General features: G+C 71.8%; 1 protein-coding gene and 1 pseudogene. Both read right to left on the bottom strand.

Annotation, left to right across the window (positions count from 1 at the left end; translation table 11 throughout):
* Positions 1-602: 602 nt before the first annotated feature.
* Positions 603-16,862: a type I polyketide synthase gene (locus WMF45_RS44740; protein ID WP_437712866.1), complete on the bottom strand. Its 16,260-nt coding sequence runs from the start codon at positions 16,860-16,862 to the stop codon at positions 603-605.
* Positions 16,859-22,480 (bottom strand): annotated as a pseudogene (locus WMF45_RS44735) (SDR family NAD(P)-dependent oxidoreductase); the annotation flags it as partial. The gene WMF45_RS44740 and the pseudogene WMF45_RS44735, both read right to left, overlap by 4 nt.
* Between the last annotated feature and the right edge of the window lie 9 nt (positions 22,481-22,489).

The raw sequence follows: 22,489 nt of genomic DNA, 5'->3' as shown, positions 1-22,489 counted from the left end.
GGAGCCCTCCGTCCGTCAACTCGGCCTAGTGCAAGGGCACCTATGACAATGAGGCAGCCGTCTCGTGCGCTCTCACCAATGCTCGATCACGGCATAGGAGATTGTGCTCATTACCTTCAACGTCACGAACACAACAGGCCGAACTGAGGGTCAGCTTACCATGAGCGACGTAATTCACAAGCAGGATCGTCCTGACGCTCACAAAAAGTGTGAGTCTGGTTCGGACGGACCGACATCGGTGTGCGCCGGGCGTGCACCGGAATCGCCGCGGCCCTGCCATTGATTTCTGGCCGGCGATTTCCCTTACAATGCCGGGCTGCAGAGCATGGACCACGCCTGTCGGCATGGACGCGCCATTGCTCGAGCCGCCGGTCCAGCGAGGGCTTGGTCCTCCCCGCTTCCGCGGACACCCCCGAAGTCGCCAGGAGGCAGGGATGCCGTCTTCAGCAGCCAACCGCCCGCTCGTTCGCTCTGCCGGGTCGAGCATCCCCTCCGCGGTCCGAGCGAGGCGCGCGAGCCGGCCACGAAGCACGAAGATCGACCCCTGCGCGAGCATCACCTCGGCCGCTTCGCCGCTGACGCACCCTGGCTCGGACACCGTTCTATTTGACCATTGTTTCGTCTCGCTCCCGCTTCCAGCGGACGGGTGCTCCGTCCTGCTGGGCAGATCTCGCGTTCGGTTGGAGCGTCGAGAGCCACGCATTGACGGCTCGCGCGGTGCTCTCCGCGTAGGTCGATACCACTTGATGATGCGTTCCAGGCACCTCGACGAAATCGTGGTGGAACGGCCAAGGCCGCGGCTTGTGCTCGCCCTTGCCGTTCGGGACGAGGCCATCGGCGCAGCGGACGTAGAGCGTTCGCGCGTCGACCGGCTTCGCGGACCACTGGAGGAAGAAATTGATGTACCATGTCGCCGCCGTGAGCTCGTGATCGAATCGCGAGGACCTGGCGAGAACGGCCATCCAATTCTCGACGATGGCGCTCCCAGTCCCCTGCGAGATGCCGCCCGGAAACAACGTGTCGAGCAGGACGAGGCCGCTCGGCGCCACGCCGGCGTGCTCGAGCCGCTCTGCGATCGTGTGCGCGACGAGCCCGCCGGACGAATTGCCGAGCAGCGCGAAGGAAGCCCCGGCGGGAATGAGACGCTCGATCGCTCGCGCTTGATTGTCGATGAAGGACGGGAGATCGGCGGGGAGCGCCTCTCCGGGAGCAAAGCCGGGATACCGGAGCACCCACACGTCGCGCACGCCGCGGAACGCCGAGGCGAAGACGTCGTATTCGAACGGTGTCCCCACGAGGGAGACCGAGTGGCAGCAAATGAGAGGCAGCCCAGGCCCGGTCGCCACGCGCAGCGGGGCGTGCGGCTCTGCCGTTCGCGGCGGCTGGTGAGCATTCCGAATCCGGAGCGCGGTGTCGATCATTTGCATCGCCAGATCGGGCGCGGACGCTTCATGCGCTTGCTTGATGAGCGGAATCAGAGTCACGTTCGGAGACCCGTCGGAGGGCGTCGCCGCCGGCTCTGGCGTGCGGGAGGGGGCCGCGCCACGGGTGCCCAATTGAGTCGACAGGTGCTTCGCGATCTCGAGGGGCGTCGGATGGTCGAGGAGCAGCGTGGCAGGTAGGCGCAGGCCCGCGGTCGCGGCGAGGCGGTTTCGAAGCTCGACGGCCATGAGGGAGTCGAGCCCGAGCTCTTGCAGGGGGCGGCTCGCCTCGAGCGCAGCCGGAGAAGAATGGCCGAGGACCTTGGCCGCCTCGGCCTTGACGAAGTCGACCAGCGCGCGCTCGCGCTCTTGCTCGGACATCGACGCCAGGCGCTCGTCGAGCGACTTTGACCGCGCGGGCGCGAGCGAGCTCGCGAGCGCTCGTCGCGCTTCGGGGATGTCTCCGAGCAACGGACAAGGCCGGCCGGCCGCGAATGCGGGTGCGACGCGCGCCCAGTCGAGGTCGGCGACCATGACGTGCGTCTCGTCGTGGTCGAGCGCCTTTGCGAGCGCCGCGATCGCCTGAGACGGCGGCATCGACGAGAGGCCGCGCCGCGCGAGCTCCTTGGCGAGGTGGTCGGTGACCATGCCGCCGCCGGACCAGGCGCCCCAGGACACGCACGTCGCGGGTCGTCCATTCGCGCGGCGATGCTCGGCGAGCGCGTCGAGGAAGGCGTTCGCCGCTGCATAGCTGGCTTGCCCGGCGTTGCCGAGCACCCCGGCCATGGAGGAGAAGAGGACGAAGGCCGAGAGGTCGAGCTTCGCCGTGAGCTCGTGCAGGTGTGCCGCGGCATCGGCCTTGGCGCGCAAGACGCCGCTCAGACGCTCGGCCGTAAGGGAGGCGACGGCGCCATCGTCGATGACGCCGGCGGTGTGGAACACGGCCGTGAGAGGGGCTTGTGGCGTCAGCGTGTCCAAGAGCGCCTGGAGCGCGCGCCGGTCGGCGGCGTCGCAGGCGGCGACGGTGACGCGAGCGCCGAGCGCGGTGAGCTCGTCGCGGAGCTGCGGGGCGCCGGGGGCGTCGAGGCCGCGGCGGCTGGTGAGGAGGATGTGCTCTGCGCCGCGCTGCGCGAGCCAGCGAGCGACGTGCGCGCCGAGGGCGCCGGTTCCGCCGGTAATGAGGACGGTGCCACGCGGATCGAAGGGTCGGAGCGGGGAGGCCTCGCCCAAAGGCGCCCTCACCAGCCGCCGCGCAAAGAGACCGGTGGCGCGGAGCGCGAGCGCGTCTTCGTCGCGGCCAGCGAGGGCGCCGACGAGGGGCTCGAGCATGGTGGGATCGAGCGTGGCTGCGAGATCGATGAGCCCACCCCAGCGCTCGGGGTGTTCGAGGGCGACGGTCCGACCGAACCCCCAGATCATGGCCTGGAGAGGGCTGGTGATGTGGTCGGAAGGTCCGACGGAAACGGCGCCGCGGGTGGCGAGCCAGAGAGGTGCGGTGATGTCCGCGTCGCCGAGCGCCTGCACGAGCGCGAGCGTGAGCGCGAGCCCGGCGGAGGCCGCGACCTGTGGGAATTCTCGAGATTCATCGAGGGCCGCGAGCGAGAGGACGCCGCGGGGCGTTGCGCCTGCGAGGGCTCCTCGCAACTTCGCGGCGAGGAGCGCGCGGTCGGCCTCACCCGGAGCCACACGGACGACGATGTTGGCGGACCCGCGCTTGGCGAGCGCGCGATCGAGGAGAGGAACGAGATCCTCGTCGGCGAGCTGGGCAGGCACGACCAGCAGCCACGTCCCTGCGATGATCTCCGTCGATGTGCTAGTGAGCGGGTTCCAGGCCACGCGGTAGCGCAATCCGTCGATCACGGCTCGCTCTTGGCGCTGCCGGCGCCATGTCGAGAGCTTTGGGAGAAGTTGCGACAGCCCCGAGCGTTCGCCTTCGTCCGCCAAGCCGAGGGTATGCGTGAGGACGTCGACATCACTTCGCTCGACGGCCTGCCAGAAGCCGTCCTCCTCTGGCGCGCCGGCCTTCCGTCGATCGACCGGCGACTTCGCCGGGTCGAGCCAGAATCGTTCGCGCTGGAACGCGTAGGTCGGGAGGTCCACGCGGCGCGCGCCGAGCGGACGGAAGAAAGCTTCCCAGTCGACGGAGAGGCCGCGCGTATGGAGCGCCCCGAGCGCGGCCGTGAGCGCGTCGAGCTCGGGTCGATCCTTGCGAAGCGTCGGGACGAACGCGTCGTCGGCCGACGACGCGTCCTGTCCGAGCGCACAAAGGACGCCGTGCGGGCCGAGCTCGAGGAAGGTGGATATCCCCTGCGTCTGGAGGGCGCGCACGCCATCCAGGAAGCGGACGGCGCTCCGCACATGGCGCACCCAATAGTCCGGTGAACGGAGCTCGTCGGCGGACGCGACCGCCCCCGTGACATTCGAGATGATCGGGACGCGCGGCGGGTGGAACGTCAAGCGCTGCGCCACGCCCCGGAAGGATTCGAGCATTCCATCCATGTGATGGGAGTGGAAGGCGTGGCTGACCCGGAGGCGCGACGTCTTCCGACCCCGCGCCTCGAAGCGCGAGGCGATCGCGAGGGCTGCGTCCTCGTCGCCCGCGATGACGGTGGAAGCGGGCCCGTTCTGCGCGGCGATCGTGACGCGCCCGTCGCCCTCCGCGAGCGCCGCGAGCACCTCTGCTTCGGCGGCTTGCAGCGCGATCATGGCGCCGCCCGTCGGGAGCGCTTGCATGAGCCTCGCGCGCGCGGCGACGAGCGCGCACGCGTCTTCGAGCGACAGAACGCCCGCGACGTGCGCGGCCACGAGCTCGCCGATGGAGTGGCCGAGCAGCGCGTCGGGCCTGATTCCCCACGTCTCGAGCAGGCGGAACAGGGCGACCTCCAGCGCGAAGAGGGCGGGTTGGGTGAACGCCGTCCGATCGAGCCGGGCCGCGTCTTCCGACCCTTGGGCGGCGAAGAGCACGTCGCAGAGCGGCCGGTCGAGGTCGCGGTCGAGGTGGCCGCAGACGGCGTCGAGGGCGCCGCGAAACGCGGGGAAGGCGTCGTAAAGCGCGCGTCCCATGCCGGGGCGCTGGCTGCCTTGTCCCGTGAAGAGCAGCGCGAGCTTGCCGTCGTGCACAGCCTTGCCGATGGCGCCGGTAGGCGCGGCTTCGCCTCGAGCGATCGCCCCGAGCGCCTCGCTCAGATCTTCATGGTCATGGACCACGACCGCTGCACGATGATCGAAATGGGAGCGCGTCGTCGCGAGCGAGGACGCGAGGTCGACGAGCTCGAGGTCGGGACGCGCCGCGAGGTGCGCGTGCAATCGCTCCGCCTGGGCTCGGAGCGCCGGCTCGGTCTTGGCGGACACGAGCACAGGGAGCGCTTCCGTCCTCGGAGCGCGCGCGCCGGGCGCCTCGGCGTGCGTCGGGGCGGGGGCCTCTTCGAGGATGACGTGGGCGTTGGTCCCGGAGGCACCGAAGGAGGAGACGCCGCCGCGGCGAGGACGCCCGTTCCTCCGCCAAGGCACCGATTCGGTGAGGAGGCGGACCGCGCCGGACGACCAGTCGATGTGCGGCGACGGGTTGTCCGCGTGCAGCGTCTTCGGGAGGACTCCGTGCTGCAGGGCGAGCACCATCTTGATGACGCCGCCCACGCCGGCCGCGCCCTGCGTGTGCCCGAGGTTCGATTTGAGGCTGCCCAGCCAGAGAGGAGCCTCGCTCGAGTGAGCCTCGCCGTACGTGGCAAGGATGGCTCCGGCCTCGATGGGGTCGCCGAGGGGTGTCCCCGTACCGTGCGCTTCGACGGCGTCGACGTCCTCGGGGGCGAGCCGCGCGTTGGCGAGAGCCTGTCGGATGACGCGCTCTTGCGCTGGGCCGTTCGGGGCGGTGATGCCCTGGCTCTTGCCGTCTTGATTGACGGCGGAGGCCTTGACGACCGCGAGGACAGGATGCCCGTGCCTCTTCGCGTCGGAGTAGCGCTCGAGGACCACCACGCCGGCGCCCTCCGCCCAACCCGCGCCGTTCGCCCCGGCGGAGAACGCCTTGCAGCGGCCATCCGGCGCGCCGCCGAGGAAGCGCAGGCCGTCGAGCGCCCCGCGGGAGGACATGACCGTGACCCCACCTGCGAGCGCGAGGGAGCACTCGCCCGCGCGCAAGGCCTGGCAGGCGAGGTGGAGCGCGACGAGCGAGGAACTGCACGCCGTGTCGATCGTGACGGTCGGCCCGTGGAAGCCGAACGTGTACGCGATGCGCCCCGAGACGACGCTGGCCGAGCTGACGAGGCCCAGGTAGCCCTCGGCATGGGCGTCGGGCACCGTGCGGGAGGAGTAGTTGTTGTACATGAGGCCGACGAAGACGCCGGTCTGGCTGCCCTGGAGGGAGGTCGGGTCGACGCCGCTCCGTTCGAGCGCCTCCCACGCGGTCTCGAGCATGAGGCGCTGCTGAGGGTCCATGTCGAACGCCTCGCGAGGGCTGATGCCGAAGAAGGCCGGGTCGAACTGATCGGGGTCCGACAGGAACCCGCCCTCGTGCGGGCCGTCCGCCTCGGGGCCCCGATCGAGGGGATCGAGGCTCCAGCCGCGGTTTTGGGGGAACCCCGAGACCGCGTCGCGGCCGCGCTCGAGGAGCTGCCACAGGTCCTCGGGCGTTCGGACGGCGCCCGGGAAGCGGCAGCTCATCGCGACGATCACGATCGGGTCGTCGTTCACCGTCGCTGGCGTGGATGGCGCGAGCGGAGCTTGCCTCGCTTCGCCGTCGAGGAGCTGCGCGCCGAGGAAGCGCGCGAGCGCGCCCGGCGTCGGGTGATCGAAGAGGAGCGTCGCGGGGAGCCGCAGCCCCGCGGTCGCGGCGAGCCGGTTGCGAAGCTCGACGGCCATGAGGGAGTCGAGCCCGAGCTCCTGCAACGGACGGTCACGCTCGAGCGTGCTCGGCGACGCGACGCCGAGGACGGCAGCGACCTCGACGCGCACGGCGTCGAGGAGCGCGCGATCGCGATCGGGCGGCGAGAGGGGGAGCAGCCGGTCCTTCAGCGTCGATGAGCCCGCGCTTTGCCGCGCGCTCGGCGAGCGGAGCGCGCGCCGCGCCTCCGGAATGTCGTCGAGGAGCGGCCGCGGACGCGCAGCCGCGAACGCGGGAGCGAACCGCGCCCAGTCGATGTCGGCGACGGTGAGCGTCGTCGCGTCGCGATCGAGCGCTCGCGCGAGGGCCTGGAGCGCGACCGAGGGCGCCATCGGCGAGAGGCCTCGGCGCCGGAGCTCGCGCGTCGTCGTGGCGTCGTCGGCGACCATGCCTCCGCCAGCCCAGGCGCCCCAGGACACCGACGTCGCCGTCAGGCCGAGCCCGCGCCGGTGCTCGGCCAGCCCGTCGAGATAAGCGTTCGCGGCGGCGTAGGCGCCCTGCTGGCCGCCTCCCCACGCGCTCGCGCCCGAGGAGAAGAGGACGAAGGCGTCGAGCCGCCTGTCACCGAGCAGGTCGTGAAGGTGCTTCGCGCCAGCCGCCTTGCCCGCGACGGCGCGGGCGAGATCGTCGAGGGTCGTCGCCGCGAGCGGCGATTGCGGCATGGCGCCGCCGGCGTGGATGACCGCCCGGAGCGGGCCCGCGGCGTCGATCTCCGCGAGGAGCTTCGCGACCGCCTGTCGATCGGCCACGTCGCAGGCGGCGAGGGTGACGCGCGCGCCGAGGGAGGCGAGCTCCTCGCGGAGCGCGTCCGCGCCGGGAGAGCCGGCCCCGCGCCGGCTCGCGAGCACGAGGTGCTCGGCGCCCTGCCTCGCCAGCCAGCGCGCGACGTGACCTCCGAGCGCGCCGGTCCCGCCCGTGATGAGCACGCTGCCCCCGAGCGCGCGCGGGCTCGTGGCGGCGTCGAGCGGCGCGCGGACGAGGCGCCGCACGAGCATCCCCGCGGCGCGCAGCGCGAGCTGATCCTCGTGGTCCCGCTCGCCGAGCGCGGCGAAGAGCGCATCGAGCTCCGCTGTGCCGAGGCGCTCCGGAAGATCGACGAGGCCTCCCCATCGCTCGGCGTGCTCGAGGCCAACCACGCGACCGAGGCCCCAGATCATCGCCTGCGCGGGGCTCTCGACGCGGTCGGAGGGCGCCGCGGCGACGGCGCCGCGCGTGAGGAGCCAGAGAGGCGCCCCGATGTCCGCGTCGCCGAGGGCCTGCACAAGGGAGAGGGTCCGCCCGAGCCCAGCCGGGACCGCCGGGTGCGCATCCAGCGGAGCCTCGTCGAGGGCCAGCAACGAGAGGACACCGCGGACGGAGAGCCCTCCGCGCGTCGCCTCCCGCACGCGCGCGAGCACCTGCTCCCGCGCGAGGTCTTCGTCCGAGAGCGGCAGCTCGACGATGTTCGCTCCGAGGCGCGTCAAGCCGAGCGAGATCGCGCGCGTGAGCTCTTGCTGTCCGGCGCTCACAGGGGTGACCAACAACCAGCTTCCGCGCACGTCGGAAGGCGCGGCGCTGGGCTTCGGCTTCCAGACGACCCGGTAGCAGAGGCGATCGAGGAGGCGCTGATCGCTCGTCTGGACTTGCTTGGAGGAGGCGGGCCGGCCTCGCAGCTTCGCGATCGACGCGACCGGCGTGCCCGAGCCGTCGGCGATCGCGAGGGAGAGCGTTCCCTCGTCCCCCTTGGTGAAGCGCACCCGCAGCGCCGACGCTCCGGTGGCGCGGAGAGAGATGCCGCCCCAGAAGAAGGGCAGCTGGACCTCGCCCGTGTCGTCATAACCCTGAAGCACGAGCGAGTGGAACGCCGCGTCGAGCAGCGCCGGATGGAGGCCGAACCGTCCCGCCTCTGCAGCAGCCTCCTCTGGCAATCGGACCTCGGCGAAGACCTCTTCGCCTCGCTTCCAGGCCGCTCGGAGCCCCTGGAAGCCCGGGCCATAGCCGTATCCCGCCTCGGCGAGGCGCTCGTAGAGGCCGTCGGTCGAGATCGGCTCGGCGCCCGCGGGCGGCCAGGTCGCGAGGTCGACAGGAGCGGACGCGACGTCCGGGCCGAGGAGCGCGCTCGCGTGCCTCGTCCATGGAGCCTCGTCTCCGCGGTCGTCCGGCCGCGCGTGGAGGGTCAGCGAGCGGCGGCCCGCGTCGTCGGGCGTGCCGACCGCGATCTGCACGAGGACGCCGCCCTGCGCGGGGAGCACGAGGGGAGCTTCCAGCGTCAGCTCTTCGATCCGCTCGAGGCCGGCGCGATGCGCGGCGAACAGGGCGAGATCGAGGAACGCCGTGCCCGGCAGGATGACGGTGCCGAACACCGCGTGACCGGCGAGCCATGGGTGCTGCGATAGCGAAAGGCGACCGGTGAAGAGAAACCCGTGGCTGTCCGCCAGCGCGAATGCAGCGCCGAGCAGCGGATGGTTCGCGGAGGCGAGCCCCGCTGACGCGAGATCGGCGCTCGGAGGGGTGGGTGCGTCAGGCCAGAACCGCTCGCGCTGGAAGGGGTAGGTCGGCAGATCGACGCGGCGAGCGAGGAAGGGAGCGAAGAAGGCGGGCCAATCGAGGCGGACGCCTCGGGTGTGGAGTGCGCCGAGGGAGGCGAGGAGCGTCTCGACCTCGGGGCGGCCCTTGCGCATGGCAGGGAGGAAGGCGACGTGGGTCGACAAGGCGTCATGTCCGAGCGCGGACAGCACGCCGTGAGGACCGAGCTCGAGAAAGGAGGAAACGCCTTCGCGCTCGAGCGCGCGGACGCCGTCGAGGAAGCGCACGGCCTCGCGGACGTGGCGAACCCAGTACTCGGGCGAAGAGAGCTCGTCCGTTGCGAGCTTGCCCGTGACGTTGGAGACGATGGGGATGCGCGCTGGGTGGAAGGTCAGGCCGCGAGCGACGCGACCGAAGGCCGCGAGCATGGCGTCCATGTGGTGCGAATGGAAGGCGTGGCTGACGCGCAGGCGTGTGGCCTTGCGGCCTTGTGCCTCGAGGCGGCGGGCCACGTGGAAGACGGCATCCTCGTCGCCGGTGACGACGGTCGACGAAGGGCCATTCAGCGCGGCGATGGCGACGCGCGGGTTGCCTGCGCTGGCCGCGACGACCTCCTCCTCGGAGGCTTGCAGCGTGACCATAGCGCCCCCTGAAGGGAGGGCTTGCATGAGGCTGGCGCGCGCCGAGACCAGAGCGCAGGCGTCCTGAAGGGAGAGCACGCCGGCGACGTGGGCGGCGACGAGCTCGCCGATGGAATGTCCGAGGAGGAAGTCGGGCTTGATGCCCCAGGTCTCGAAGAGGCGAAAGAGCGCGACCTCGAGGGCGAAGAGCGCGGTCTGCGTGAAGGCGGTTTGATCGAGCAGGGCGGCGAGCTCGGACCGTTCCTCGGCGAACAAGACCTCGGGGAGCTTGGGATCGAGGTGAGCGAGGGCGGCATCCAGGGCGCTGCGGAAAGCGGGGAACGCGTCGTAGAGAGCGCGCCCCATGCGCGGGTGCTGGCTGCCCTGTCCGGTGAAGAGCACAGCGAGCTTGCCGCCGCGAACGGTCTGCCCGAGCACGGCGCTCGGGGCCGTGCGGCGCTCGGCGACCGAGTCGAGGGCGTCGAGCAACTCGGCTCGGTCGTGGGCGACGACGACGAGGCGATGCTCGAACTGCGCTCGCGTGACGGCGAGGGAGGAGGCGAGATCGACGAGGGCGAGGTGCGGGCTGTTGAGGAGGAAAGCGCGCATCCGGGCGGCCTGGGCGACGAGCGCGTCAGCGCTCTTGCCGGACAGGAGCACGGGGAGGGCGAGCGGGGGAGGTGCAGGAGCGGTAGCGACCTCAGCGACCTCGGTCACGCTGGCAGCGGGCGCCTCTTCGACGATGATATGGGCGTTGGTCCCCGAAGCGCCGAAGGAGGACACGGCAGCGCGGCGGGCGCCTGCTTGCTTGGGTCGCCAGGGCAGGGCTTCGGTCAGGAGGCGGACGGTGCCGGTCGACCAATCGACGTGGGGAGAAGGGTTTTGGGCGTGGAGGGTCCTGGGCAACACGCCGTTCTGCAGGGCGAGGACGACCTTCATGAGCCCGGCGACGCCGGCGGCGGCCTGGGTGTGGCCCAGGTTGGACTTGAGGCTGCCGAGCCAGAGGGGATTGTCCTTGGAGTGGGCCTGTCCGTAGGTCGCGAGGAGGGCCTGGGCCTCGATGGGATCGCCGAGGGCGGTGCCGGTGCCGTGGGCCTCGACGGCGTCGACGTCCTGGGGAGCGAGCCTGGCGTTGTCGAGGGCCTGGCGAATGACGCGCTGCTGAGCAGGTCCGTTGGGAGCGGTGATGCCCTGGCTCTTGCCGTCTTGATTGACCGCAGAGCCGCGGATGACGGCGAGGATAGGGTGACCGTGCCGCTGCGCGTCCGAGAGACGCTCGAGGAGCACGACGCCGGCGCCCTCGGACCACCCCGCGCCGTTCGCTTCGGCCGAGAAGGACTTGCACCGGCCGTCGGGGGCGCCGGCGCCCAGGGCCCTGAGCCCGGTGAACGCGCCACGAGAGGCCATGATGGTGACCCCGCCGGCGACGGCGAGCGAGCACTCGCCCAGGCGCAGCGCCTGGCAGGCCAGGTGGACCGAGACGAGCGAGGAGCTGCACGCGGTGTCGACCGTCACCGTCGGCCCGTGAAAGCCGAAGGTGTACGCGACGCGGCCCGACAGCATGCTCGCCGCGCTGCCGATCCCGAAGTAGCCCTCGAGGAGCTCTGGAGAGCCCACCATCCCAGCCGACGGGTACGTGTTGTACATGACCCCGACGAAGACGCTGGTCTGACTCCCTTGAAGCGCCGTGGGGTCGATGCCGCCCCGCTCGATGCACTCCCACACGGTCTCGAGCAGGACGCGCTGCTGAGGGTCCATGTCGAGCGCCTCGCGCGGGCTGATGCCGAAGAAGGCGGGGTCGAACCGATCGGGGTCGGCGAGGAAACCGCCCTCGCGCGCGGGGAGCTTCGCCTCCTCGGCGTCGTCGAGGTCTCCGAGATACCAGCCACGGTTCTCGGGGAAGCCGGAGATGGCGTCCTCGCCGGTCTGCAAGAGCCGCCACAGGTCTTCCGGCGTGGAGACGCCTCCAGGGTAGCGGCAAGCCATCGCCACGACCGCGATCGGGTCGGTGTTCACCGTCGCTGGCGTGGATGGCGCGAGCGGAGCTTGCCTCGCTTCGCCACCGAAGAGCTGTGCGCCGAGGAAGCGCGCGAGCGCGTCCAGCGTCGGGTGATCGAAGACGACCGTCGCGGGCAGTCGCAGGCCCGCGGTCGCGGCGAGGCGGTTTCGAAGCTCGACGGCCATGAGGGAGTCGAGCCCGAGCTCTTGCAGGGGGCGGCTCGCCTCGAGCGCAGCCGGAGAAGAATGGCCGAGGACCTTGGCCGCCTCGGCCTTGACGAGGTCGACCAGCGCGCGCTCGCGCTCTTGCTCGGACATCGACGCCAGGCGCTCGTCGAGCGACTTTGACCGCGCGGGCGCGAGCGAGCTCGCGAGCGCTCGTCGCGCTTCGGGGATGTCTCCGAGCAACGGACAAGGCCGGCCGGTCGCGAATGCGGGTGCGACGCGCGCCCAGTCGAGGTCGGCGACCATGACGTGCGTCTCGTCGTGGTCGAGCGCCTTTGCGAGCGCCGCGATCGCCTGAGACGGCGGCATCGACGAGAGGCCGCGCCGCGCGAGCTCCTTGGCGAGGTGGTCGGTGACCATGCCGCCGCCGGACCAGGCGCCCCAGGACACGCACGTCGCGGGTCGTCCATTCGCGCGGCGATGCTCGGCGAGCGCGTCGAGGAAGGCGTTCGCCGCTGCATAGCTGGCTTGCCCGGCGTTGCCGAGCACGCTGGCCGCGGAGGAGAAGAGGACGAAGGCCGAGAGGTCGAGCTTCGCCGTGAGCTCGTGCAGGTGTGCCGCGGCATCGGCCTTGGCGCGCAAGACGCCGCTCAGACGCTCGGCCGTAAGGGAGGCGACGGCGCCATCGTCGATGACGCCGGCGGTGTGGAACACGGCCGTGAGAGGGGCTTGTGGCGTCAGCGTGTCCAAGAGCGCCTGGAGCGCGCGCCGGTCGGCGGCGTCGCAGGCGGCGACGGTGACGCGAGCGCCGAGCGCGGTGAGCTCGTCGCGGAGCTGCGGGGCGCCGGGGGCGTCGAGGCCGCGGCGGCTGGTGAGGAGGATGTGCTCTGCGCCGCGCTGCGCGAGCCAGCGAGCGACGTGCGCGCCGAGGGCGCCGGTTCCGCCGGTAATGAGGACGGTGCCACGCGGATCGAAGGGTCGGAGCGGGGAGGCCTCGCCCAAAGGCGCCCTCACCAGCCGCCGCGCAAAGAGACCGGTGGCGCGGAGCGCGAGCGCGTCTTCGTCGCGGCCAGCGAGGGCGCCGACGAGGGGCTCGAGCATGGTGGGATCGAGCGTGGCTGCGAGATCGATGAGCCCACCCCAGCGCTCGGGGTGTTCGAGGGCGACGGTCCGACCGAACCCCCAGATCATGGCCTGGAGAGGGCTGGTGATGTGGTCGGAAGGTCCGACGGAAACGGCGCCGCGGGTGGCGAGCCAGAGAGGTGCGGTGATGTCCGCGTCGCCGAGCGCCTGCACGAGCGCGAGCGTGAGCGCGAGCCCTGTGGGCAGGGCGGGGTAGGCGCCGAGCGGCGCCTCCTCCAGAGCGAGCAGGGAGAGCACGCCCCGGATCGGACCGCCTTCGCCGGCGGCGCGACGCAAGCGGCCGGCGAGGTGGTCGCGGTCCACGTCCTCCTCGCCCAGCGGCACGTGCACGATCTCGGCGCCGAGCTTCGTCATCGCTGCGGTAAGGGAGCGGGCGCCCTCGGCGTCGGCGGCGGTCGCGGCCACGACGAGCCACCTTCCGCGGAGGTCGGCCGACGTCGATGCGGCGATCGGCCTCCAGACGACGTGATACCGCCAGCGATCCATGGTCCGTTGCTCGTGATCGCGGATCTGGGTCAGCGACGCGGGCCTGCCTTCCAGGTTCTCGATGGAGGCGACGGGGTTGCCGTCTCCGTCGGCGATCGTCAGCGCGACCATGCCTCGCTCGTCCGGCGGCGGGCCGAAGCGCACGCGCAAGGACGAGGCTCCGGGCGCATGCAAGGAGACGCCCGTCCACGCGAAGGGGAGCTGCACGTCGCCGTCGGCCTGCGCGCCTGGGCGCAGGAGGAGCGCGTGGAAAGCGGCGTCGAGCAGGGCCGGGTGCAGGCCGAAGCGGCCGGCGTCCTTCGCGGTCGCTTCGGGGAGCGCGACCTCGGCGAAGAAATCCCCGCCCAGCTTCCAGGCGGCGCGCAATCCCTGGAAGTCAGGGCCATAGGCGTAGCCCGCGTCGCGGAGGCGCTCGTAGAGCCCGTCGAGCGCGATCGGCTCGGACCCGGCCGGCGGCCAGACGCTGAGGTCGAGCGGAGCCTCCTCGGCGCGCGGGCCGAGGAGGCCGCTCGCGTGGCGCGTCCAGGAGCCCTCGAGCGCCGGATCGTCCGGCCGGGCGTGGATCGCGATGGCGCGTCGGCCCGTCTCGTTCGGGGCGCCGACGGAGACCTGAAGGAGGACGGCGCCTGCCGGGTCGAGCACCAGCGGGGCCTCGAGGGTGAGCTCGTCGACCCGCTCGAGCCCCACGCGCTGCCCGGCGAGGAGCGCGAGCTCGACGAACGCCGTTCCCGGCAGGATGACGGTCCCGAGCACGGCGTGCCCCGCGAGCCACGCGTGCTTCTGGAGCGAGAGCCGTCCGGTGAAGGCCACTCCGTCGGTCTCCGCCAGCGCGATCGCGGCACCGAGGAGAGGATGGTCCGCCGACGCGAGCCCTGCGGACGCCAGATCGACCTGGTCTGCGCGAGCCGCGTCGGGCCAGAGCCGCTCGTGCTGGAAGGGATAGGTCGGCAGATCGACGCGGCGAGCGAGGAAGGGAGCGAAGAAGGCGGGCCAATCGAGGCGGACGCCTCGGGTGTGGAGTGCGCCGAGGGAGGCGAGGAGCGTCTCGACCTCGGGGCGGCCCTTGCGCATGGCAGGGAGGAAGGCGACGTGGGTCGACAAGGCGTCATGTCCGAGCGCGGACAGCACGCCGTGAGGACCGAGCTCGAGAAAGGAGGAAACGCCTTCGCGCTCGAGCGCGCGGACGCCGTCGAGGAAGCGCACGGCCTCGCGGACGTGGCGAACCCAGTACTCGGGCGAAGAGAGCTCGTCCGTTGCGAGCTTGCCCGTGACGTTGGAGACGATGGGGATGCGCGCTGGGTGGAAGGTCAGGCCGCGAGCGACGCGACCGAAGGCCGCGAGCATGGCGTCCATGTGGTGCGAATGGAAGGCGTGGCTGACGCGCAGGCGTGTGGCCTTGCGGCCTTGTGCCTCGAGGCGGCGGGCCACGTGGAAGACGGCATCCTCGTCGCCGGTGACGACGGTCGACGAAGGGCCATTCAGCGCGGCGATGGCGACGCGCGGGTTGCCTGCGCTGGCCGCGACGACCTCCTCCTCGGAGGCTTGCAGCGTGACCATAGCGCCCCCTGAAGGGAGGGCTTGCATGAGGCTGGCGCGCGCCGAGACCAGAGCGCAGGCGTCCTGGAGGGAGAGGACGCCGGCGACGTGGGCGGCGACGAGCTCGCCGATGGAATGTCCGAGGAGGAAGTCGGGCTTGATGCCCCAGGTCTCGAAGAGGCGAAAGAGCGCGACCTCGAGGGCGAAGAGCGCGGTCTGCGTGAAGGCGGTTTGATCGAGCAGGGCGGCGAGCTCGGACCGTTCCTCGGCGAACAAGACCTCGGGGAGCTTGGGATCGAGGTGAGCGAGGGCGGCATCCAGGGCGCTGCGGAAAGCGGGGAACGCGTCGTAGAGAGCGCGCCCCATGCGCGGGTGCTGGCTGCCCTGTCCGGTGAAGAGCACAGCGAGCTTGCCGCCGCGAACGGTCTGCCCGAGCACGGCGCTCGGGGCCGTGCGGCGCTCGGCGACCGAGTCGAGGGCGTCGAGCAACTCGGCTCGGTCGTGGGCGACGACGACGAGGCGATGCTCGAACTGCGCTCGCGTGACGGCGAGGGAGGAGGCGAGATCGACGAGGGCGAGGTGCGGGCTGTTGAGGAGGAAAGCGCGCATCCGGGCGGCCTGGGCGACAAGCGCGTCAGCGCTCTTGCCGGACAGGAGCACGGGGAGGGCGAGCGGGGGAGGTGCAGGAGCGGTAGCGACCTCAGCGACCTCGGTCACGCTGGCAGCGGGCGCCTCTTCGACGATGACATGGGCGTTGGTCCCCGAAGCGCCGAAGGAGGACACGGCAGCGCGGCGGGCGCCTGCTTGCTTGGGTCGCCAGGGCAGGGCTTCGGTCAGGAGGCGGACGGTGCCGGTCGACCAATCGACGTGGGGAGAAGGGTTTTGGGCGTGGAGGGTCCTGGGCAACACGCCGTTCTGCAGGGCGAGGACGACCTTCATGAGTCCGGCGACGCCGGCGGCGGCCTGGGTGTGGCCCAGGTTGGACTTGAGGCTGCCGAGCCAGAGGGGATTGTCCTTGGAGTGGGCCTGTCCGTAGGTCGCGAGGAGGGCCTGGGCCTCGATGGGATCGCCGAGGGCGGTGCCGGTGCCGTGGGCCTCGACGGCGTCGACGTCCTGGGGAGCGAGCCTGGCGTTGTCGAGGGCCTGGCGAATGACGCGCTGCTGAGCAGGTCCGTTGGGAGCGGTGATGCCCTGGCTCTTGCCGTCTTGATTGACCGCAGAGCCGCGGATGACGGCGAGGATAGGGTGACCGTGCCGCTGCGCGTCCGAGAGACGCTCGAGGAGCACGACGCCGGCGCCCTCGGACCACCCCGCGCCGTTCGCTTCGGCCGAGAAGGACTTGCACCGGCCGTCGGGGGCGCCGGCGCCCAGGGCCCTGAGCCCGGTGAACGCGCCACGAGAGGCCATGATGGTGACCCCGCCGGCGACGGCGAGCGAGCACTCGCCCAGGCGCAGCGCCTGGCAGGCCAGGTGGACCGAGACGAGCGAGGAGCTGCACGCGGTGTCGACCGTCACCGTCGGCCCGTGAAAGCCGAAGGTGTACGCGACGCGGCCCGACAGCATGCTCGCCGTGCTGCCGATCCCGAAGTAGCCCTCGAGGAGCTCTGGAGAGCCCACCATCCGAGCCGACGAGTATGTGTTGTACATGACCCCGACGAAGACGCTGGTCTGACTCCCTTGAAGCGCCGTGGGGTCGATGCCGCCCCGCTCGATGCACTCCCACACGGTCTCGAGCAGGACGCGCTGCTGAGGGTCCATGTCGAGCGCCTCGCGCGGGCTGATGCCGAAGAAGGCGGGGTCGAACCGATCGGGGTCGGCGAGGAAACCGCCCTCGCGCGCGGGGAGCTTCGCCTCCTCGGCGTCGTCGAGGTCTCCGAGATACCAGCCACGGTTCTCGGGGAAGCCGGAGATGGCGTCCTCGCCGGTCTGCAAGAGCCGCCACAGGTCTTCCGGCGTGGAGACGCCTCCAGGGTAGCGGCAAGCCATCGCCACGACCGCGATCGGCTCGTGCCGGCTCTCTTCGACCTCGCGCAGACGCTGCTGGCTACGTTGGAGGCTGACCGTGAGGCGCTTCAGATAGTCGCGAACGTTGTCGTCAATGGGTTTCACAGGACGGCCTCACCGGTGAAGTTGTCGATCAGCGCGAGGAGCTCTTCGTCGCTCGCTGCCTCGAGCTGCGTGGTCAAGCTTTGCTCGGGGAACGCGCGCTCGGTCTGCGTCCACTTCGAGAGGAGCGCCTTCAAGCGCTTGGTCAGCTCGGGGCGCATCGCCTCGTCGGCGTACGCGGTCGACAAGGCCCCCTCCAGCCGATCCACCTCCGCGAAGGAGGCGCTCGAGCCGGCTTGAGGCCCGATCTTCTCCAGCAAGACCTTCGCCAGGGCCGCTGGGGTGGGGTGATCGAAGAGCAGCGTCGCCGGGAGCCGCAGCTTCGAGGCGGCGGCGAGTCGGTTCCGGAGCTCGACCGCCATGAGCGAGTCGAGCCCGAGCTCCTGAAGGGGGCGATCCGTGTCGAGCCCGCTCGGAGACCTCAGACCGAGGACCAGCGCGACCTCGGTTCGGACAATGTCGAGCAGCGCTCGCTCGTGCTCCGACGGAGGCAGCGCCTGGAGGCGCTCCGTCAAGGTGGACGTGCGGGCGCCGGCTGGGTCCGCGCTCGGCGTGAGCGCGCGCCTCGCGTCGGCCAGGTCGTGGAGCAACGGTCGCGCGCGCGCCGCCGCGAAAGATGGGGTGAAGCGAGCCCAGTCGATGTCCGCGACGACGACCGTCGTCTCGTCGTGCTCGACCGCCTGCGAGAGGGCCGTGATCGCGAGGGGCGGCGCCATCGGCGCGAGACCTCGCCGCCGAAGCTGCAGCGAGGTGGCGGCGTCGTCGTTCACCATGCCGCCTCCGCCCCAGGCGCCCCAGGCGACGGAGAGGGCCGCTCGTCCCATGGCGCGACGGTGTTCGGCCAGCGCGTCGAGAAAGGCGTTCGCCGCAGCGTAGGCCCCCTGCTGTCCGCCGCCCCACGCGCTCGCTCCCGACGAGAACAGGATGAACGCGTCGAGCTCACGGGCCCCGAGGAGCTCGTGGAGGTGCTGCGCTCCCATGGCCTTGCCCGAGACGACCTCCGACAGCTCGGAGAGGGTCGTCGCCTGAAGGGCCGACTGGCTCGGGACACCGCCCGCGTGGACGACCGCGCGCACGGGGGAGCCTCCGGCGTCGAGCTCGGCGAGGAGCTTCGCTACCGCCTGCCTGTCGGCGGCGTCGCACGCGGCGAGCGTGACGCGCGCGCCGAGCGTGCTGAGCTCGTCGCGGAGCGCGGCGGCGCCCGGCGACGTCTCCCCGCGACGACTCGCGAGCACGAGGTGCTCTGCTCCTCGCGCCGCGAGCCAGCGCGCGACGTGCGCCCCGAGCGCCCCCGTGCCGCCGGTCACGAGGACCGTCCCCTTGGGTTCGAACGCGCGCGCGGGCGTCGCGTCCCCGAGCGGCGCTCGCACGAGGCGGCGCGCGAACAGCCCCTCGGCCCGAAGCGCGAGCTGGTCTTCGTCGTCGCGCGCGCCGAGGCACGCGAGGTGCCGCGCGACGGCGGCCTCCTGGATGCCTTCGCTGACGTCGAGGAGCCCGCCCCAGCGATCCGGGTGCTCGAGGCCCATGACACGACCAAGTCCCCAGACCATCGCTTGGAGCGGACGCGACACGGGGTCGGAGCTCCCCACCGACACGGCGCCGCGGGTCACCATCCAGAGCGGCGCGGCGATGCCCGCGTCGCCGAGCGCCTGCACGAGCGCGAGCGTGAGCGCGAGCCCTGTGGGCAGGGCGGGGTAGGCGCCGAGCGGCGCCTCCTCCAGAGCGAGCAGGGAGAGCACGCCCCGGATCGGACCGCCTTCGCCGGCGGCGCGACGCAAGCGGCCGGCGAGGTGGTCGCGGTCCACGTCCTCCTCGCCCAGCGGCACGTGCACGATCTCGGCGCCGAGCTTCGTCATCGCTGCGGTAAGGGAGGGGGCGCCCTCGGCGTCGGCGGCGGTCGCGGCCACGACGAGCCACCTTCCGCGGAGGTCGGCCGACGTCGATGCGGCGATCGGCCTCCAGACGACGTGATACCGCCAGCGATCCACGGTCCGTTGCTCGTGATCGCGGATCTGGGTCAGCGACGCGGGCCTGCCTTCCAGGTTCTCGATGGAGGCGACGGGGTTGCCGTCTCCGTCGGCGATCGTCAGCGCGACCATGCCTCGCTCGTCCGGCGGCGGGCCGAAGCGCACGCGCAAGGACGAGGCTCCGGGCGCATGCAAGGAGACGCCCGTCCACGCGAAGGGGAGCTGCACGTCGCCGTCGGCCTGCGCGCCTGGGCGCAGGAGGAGCGCGTGGAAAGCGGCGTCGAGCAGGGCCGGGTGCAGGCGGAAGCGGCCGGCGTCCTTCGCGGTCGCCTCGGGGAGCGCGACCTCGGCGAAGAAATCCCCGCCCAGCTTCCAGGCGGCGCGCAATCCCTGGAAGTCAGGGCCGTAGGCGTAGCCCGCGTCGCGGAGGCGCTCGTAGAGCCCGTCGAGCGCGATCGGCTCGGACCCGGCCGGCGGCCAGACGCTGAGGTCGAGCGGAGCCTCCTCGGCGCGCGGGCCGAGGAGGCCGCTCGCGTGGCGCGTCCAGGAGCCCTCGAGCGCCGGATCGTCCGGCCGGGCGTGGATCGCGATGGCGCGTCGGCCCGTCTCGTTCGGGGCGCCGACGGAGACCTGAAGGAGGACGGCGCCTGCCGGGTCGAGCACCAGCGGGGCCTCGAGGGTGAGCTCGTCGACCCGCTCGAGCCCCACGCGCTGCCCGGCGAGGAGCGCGAGCTCGACGAACGCCGTTCCCGGCAGGATGACGGTCCCGAGCACGGCGTGCCCCGCGAGCCACGCGTGCTTCTGGAGCGAGAGCCGTCCGGTGAAGGCCACTCCGTCGGTCTCCGCCAGCGCGATCGCGGCACCGAGGAGAGGATGGTCCGCCGACGCGAGCCCTGCGGACGCCAGATCGACCTGGTCTGCGCGAGCCGCGTCGGGCCAGAGCCGCTCGTGCTGGAAGGGATAGGTCGGCAGGTCGACGCGACGCGGGCGATACGGGGCGAAGAAGGCCCTCCAATCGACGGGCGCGCCGCGCGTGTGCAGCGCCCCGAGCGCCGCCATGAGCGCGTCGATCTCGGGTCGATCCTTCTGCAGGGCGGGGACGAAGGCGGCGGCGCGAGCGCCGTCCGCCAGCGCGTCCGATCCGAGCGCCGACAGCACGCCGCGCGGGCCGAGCTCGAGGTAGGTCGATACCCCCTCGGCGTCGAGGGCGCGCACGCCGTCCAGGAACCGGACGGCCTTGCGCACGTGCTGGACCCAGTACTCGGCGGACCCCAGCTCGTCGCACGAGGCGAGCTTGCCGGTGACGTTCGACACGATCGGGATCTGCGCGGGTCGGTACGTTACCCCGCGCGCCACGCGCGCGAATGCGCCGAGCATGCCGTCCATGTGGTGCGAGTGGAACGCGTGGCTCACGCGGAGGCGCGACGTCTTCCGGCCGAGCGCCTCGAAGTGCGACGCGAGCGCGAGCGCGGCGTCTTCGTCGCCGGAGATGACCGTGGAGGTAGGCCCGTTCTGCGCCGCGACGTCGACGCGGCACCTCCTTCGGGCGATCTCGGCGAGCACCTCGTCCTCCGACGCCGCGAGCGTGACCATGGCCCCGCAGGGCGGCAGGGCCTGCATGAGCTTCGCGCGCGACGCGACGAGGGCAGCGGCATCTTCGAGGGTGAGGACGCCGGCGACATGGGCAGCGACGAGCTCCCCGATCGAGTGGCCGAGGAGGTAGTCCGCCCGGAAGCCCCACGCCTCGAGCGAGCGGAAGAGCGCGACCTCGAGCGCGAAGAGCCCCGTCTGCGTGAAGACGGTCTGGTCGAGGAGCGCGGCCTCCGGGGTGCCCTCCGCCGCGAAGAGGACGTCGCGCAGCGGGCGCTCGAGCTCGCGGTCGAGGTGCGCGGCGACGGCGTCGAGGGCGGCGCGGAACGACGGGAAGGTGTCGTAGAGCGCGCGGCCCGCTCCCGGGCGCTGGCTGCCCTGTCCGGTGAAGAGCACGCCGATCTTCCCGCCGCGGAGCTTCTCTCCGACGACGGCGCCGGGGTGCGCTCGGCCATGCCGTACGGCCTCGAGCGCATCCATGGCCCGCTCGAGGTCTCCTGCGACGACGACGGCGCGATGGTCGAAATGGGAGCGGGTCGTGGCGAGCGACGAGGCGACATCGACGATCGCGAGCGCGGGATGAGCCGCGAGATGGGCGCGCAGCCTCTCGGCTTGCGCGAGGAGCGCGGGCCTCGTCTTCCCGGACACGACGATGGGCAGGGTCGGCGGGAGGCGAGCGGCGGGCTCTGAAGGAGGCGCCTCTTTGGGCGGCGCGAGAGGAGCCTCTTCCAGGATCAGGTGCGCGTTCGTGCCGGAGGCGCCGAACGAGGAGATGCCCGCGCGGCGAGGACGTTCCCCGGCTGGCCAAGGCACAGGCTGCGTCAGGAGGCGGAGGGTGCCCGCTGACCAGTCGATCTGCGGCGAGGCGTGGCCGGCGTGCAGCGTCTTGGGCAGCTTGGCGTGGCCGAGCGCGAGCACCATCTTCATGACCCCGCCGACACCGGCGGCCGCCTGCGTGTGAGCGAGGTTCGACTTGAGGCTGCCGAGCCAGAGCGGGCGCTCGCTGGAATGGGCTCGTCCGTAGGTGGCGAGGAGCGCCTGGCCCTCGATGGGATCGCCCAGGGTGGTCCCGGTGCCGTGGGCCTCGACGGCGTCGATGTCTTCGGGGGAGAGCCGAGCCGCCGCGAGCGTCTCGCGGATGACGCGCTCCTGCGCAGGGCCGTTGGGGGCGGTGATGCCTTGGCTCTTGCCGTCCTGGTTGACCGCCGAGCCGCGGATCACGGCGAGCACGGCGTGGCCGTTTCGCTCCGCGTCGCTGAGCCGCTCGAGGAGCAGGATGGCCGCGCCCTCGGACCACCCCGCGCCGTCGGCGTCCGCGGAGAACGACTTGCATCGGCCGTCCGGCGCGCCGCCGAGGAAGCGGAGGCCGTCGAACGCGCTCCGTGACGCCATGACCGTGACGCCGCCGGCGAGCGCGAGAGAGCATTCCCCCTGGCGGAGCGACTGGCAAGCAAGGTGGATCCCGACGAGCGACGAGCTGCACGCGGTGTCGACGGTGACGGTGGGTCCGTGGAGACCGAAGGTGTACGCGAGGCGGCCCGACACCATGCTGCCGGAGCTCGCGAACCCGACGTAGCCTTCGACGTCGGGAGATCGCACGACGCGCGACGCGTAGTTGTTGTACATGACACCGACAAAGACCCCTGTCTGGCTGCCCTGGAGGGACATGGGGTCGATGCCCGCGCGCTCGATCGCCTCCCACGCCGTCTCGAGCAAGACGCGCTGCTGAGGGTCCAGCGTGAGCGCTTCGCGGGGGCTGATCCCGAAGAAGTCCGCGTCGAATCGATCGACTTCCGCGAGGAAGCCGCCCTCGCGCGGGTAGATCTTGCCCTGCGCCTCGGGCTCCGAGCCGTAGAGGTCCCCGCGGCTCCAGCCCCGGTCGTCGGGGAACGCGGAGACCGCGTCGCGTCCGCTCTCGAGCAGGGCCCAGAGGTCCTCGGGGGTGCGGACGCCGCCCGGGAAACGGCAGCTCATCGCGACGATCGCGATGGGCTCCCTCGAGGCCCGAAGGAGCTCCCGGTTCTGCTGGCGGAGCCGCTTCACGTCGATGAGCGCGGTTCGAAGGGCCTGGAC

It is taken from the genome of Sorangium sp. So ce448 (assembly GCF_051520915.1).
Classification (GTDB): Bacteria; Myxococcota_A; Polyangia; order Polyangiales; family Polyangiaceae; genus Sorangium; species Sorangium cellulosum_B.
The sequence above is the reverse complement of the archived record's forward strand: the minus strand, read 5'-3'. Positions and strand labels throughout refer to the sequence as shown.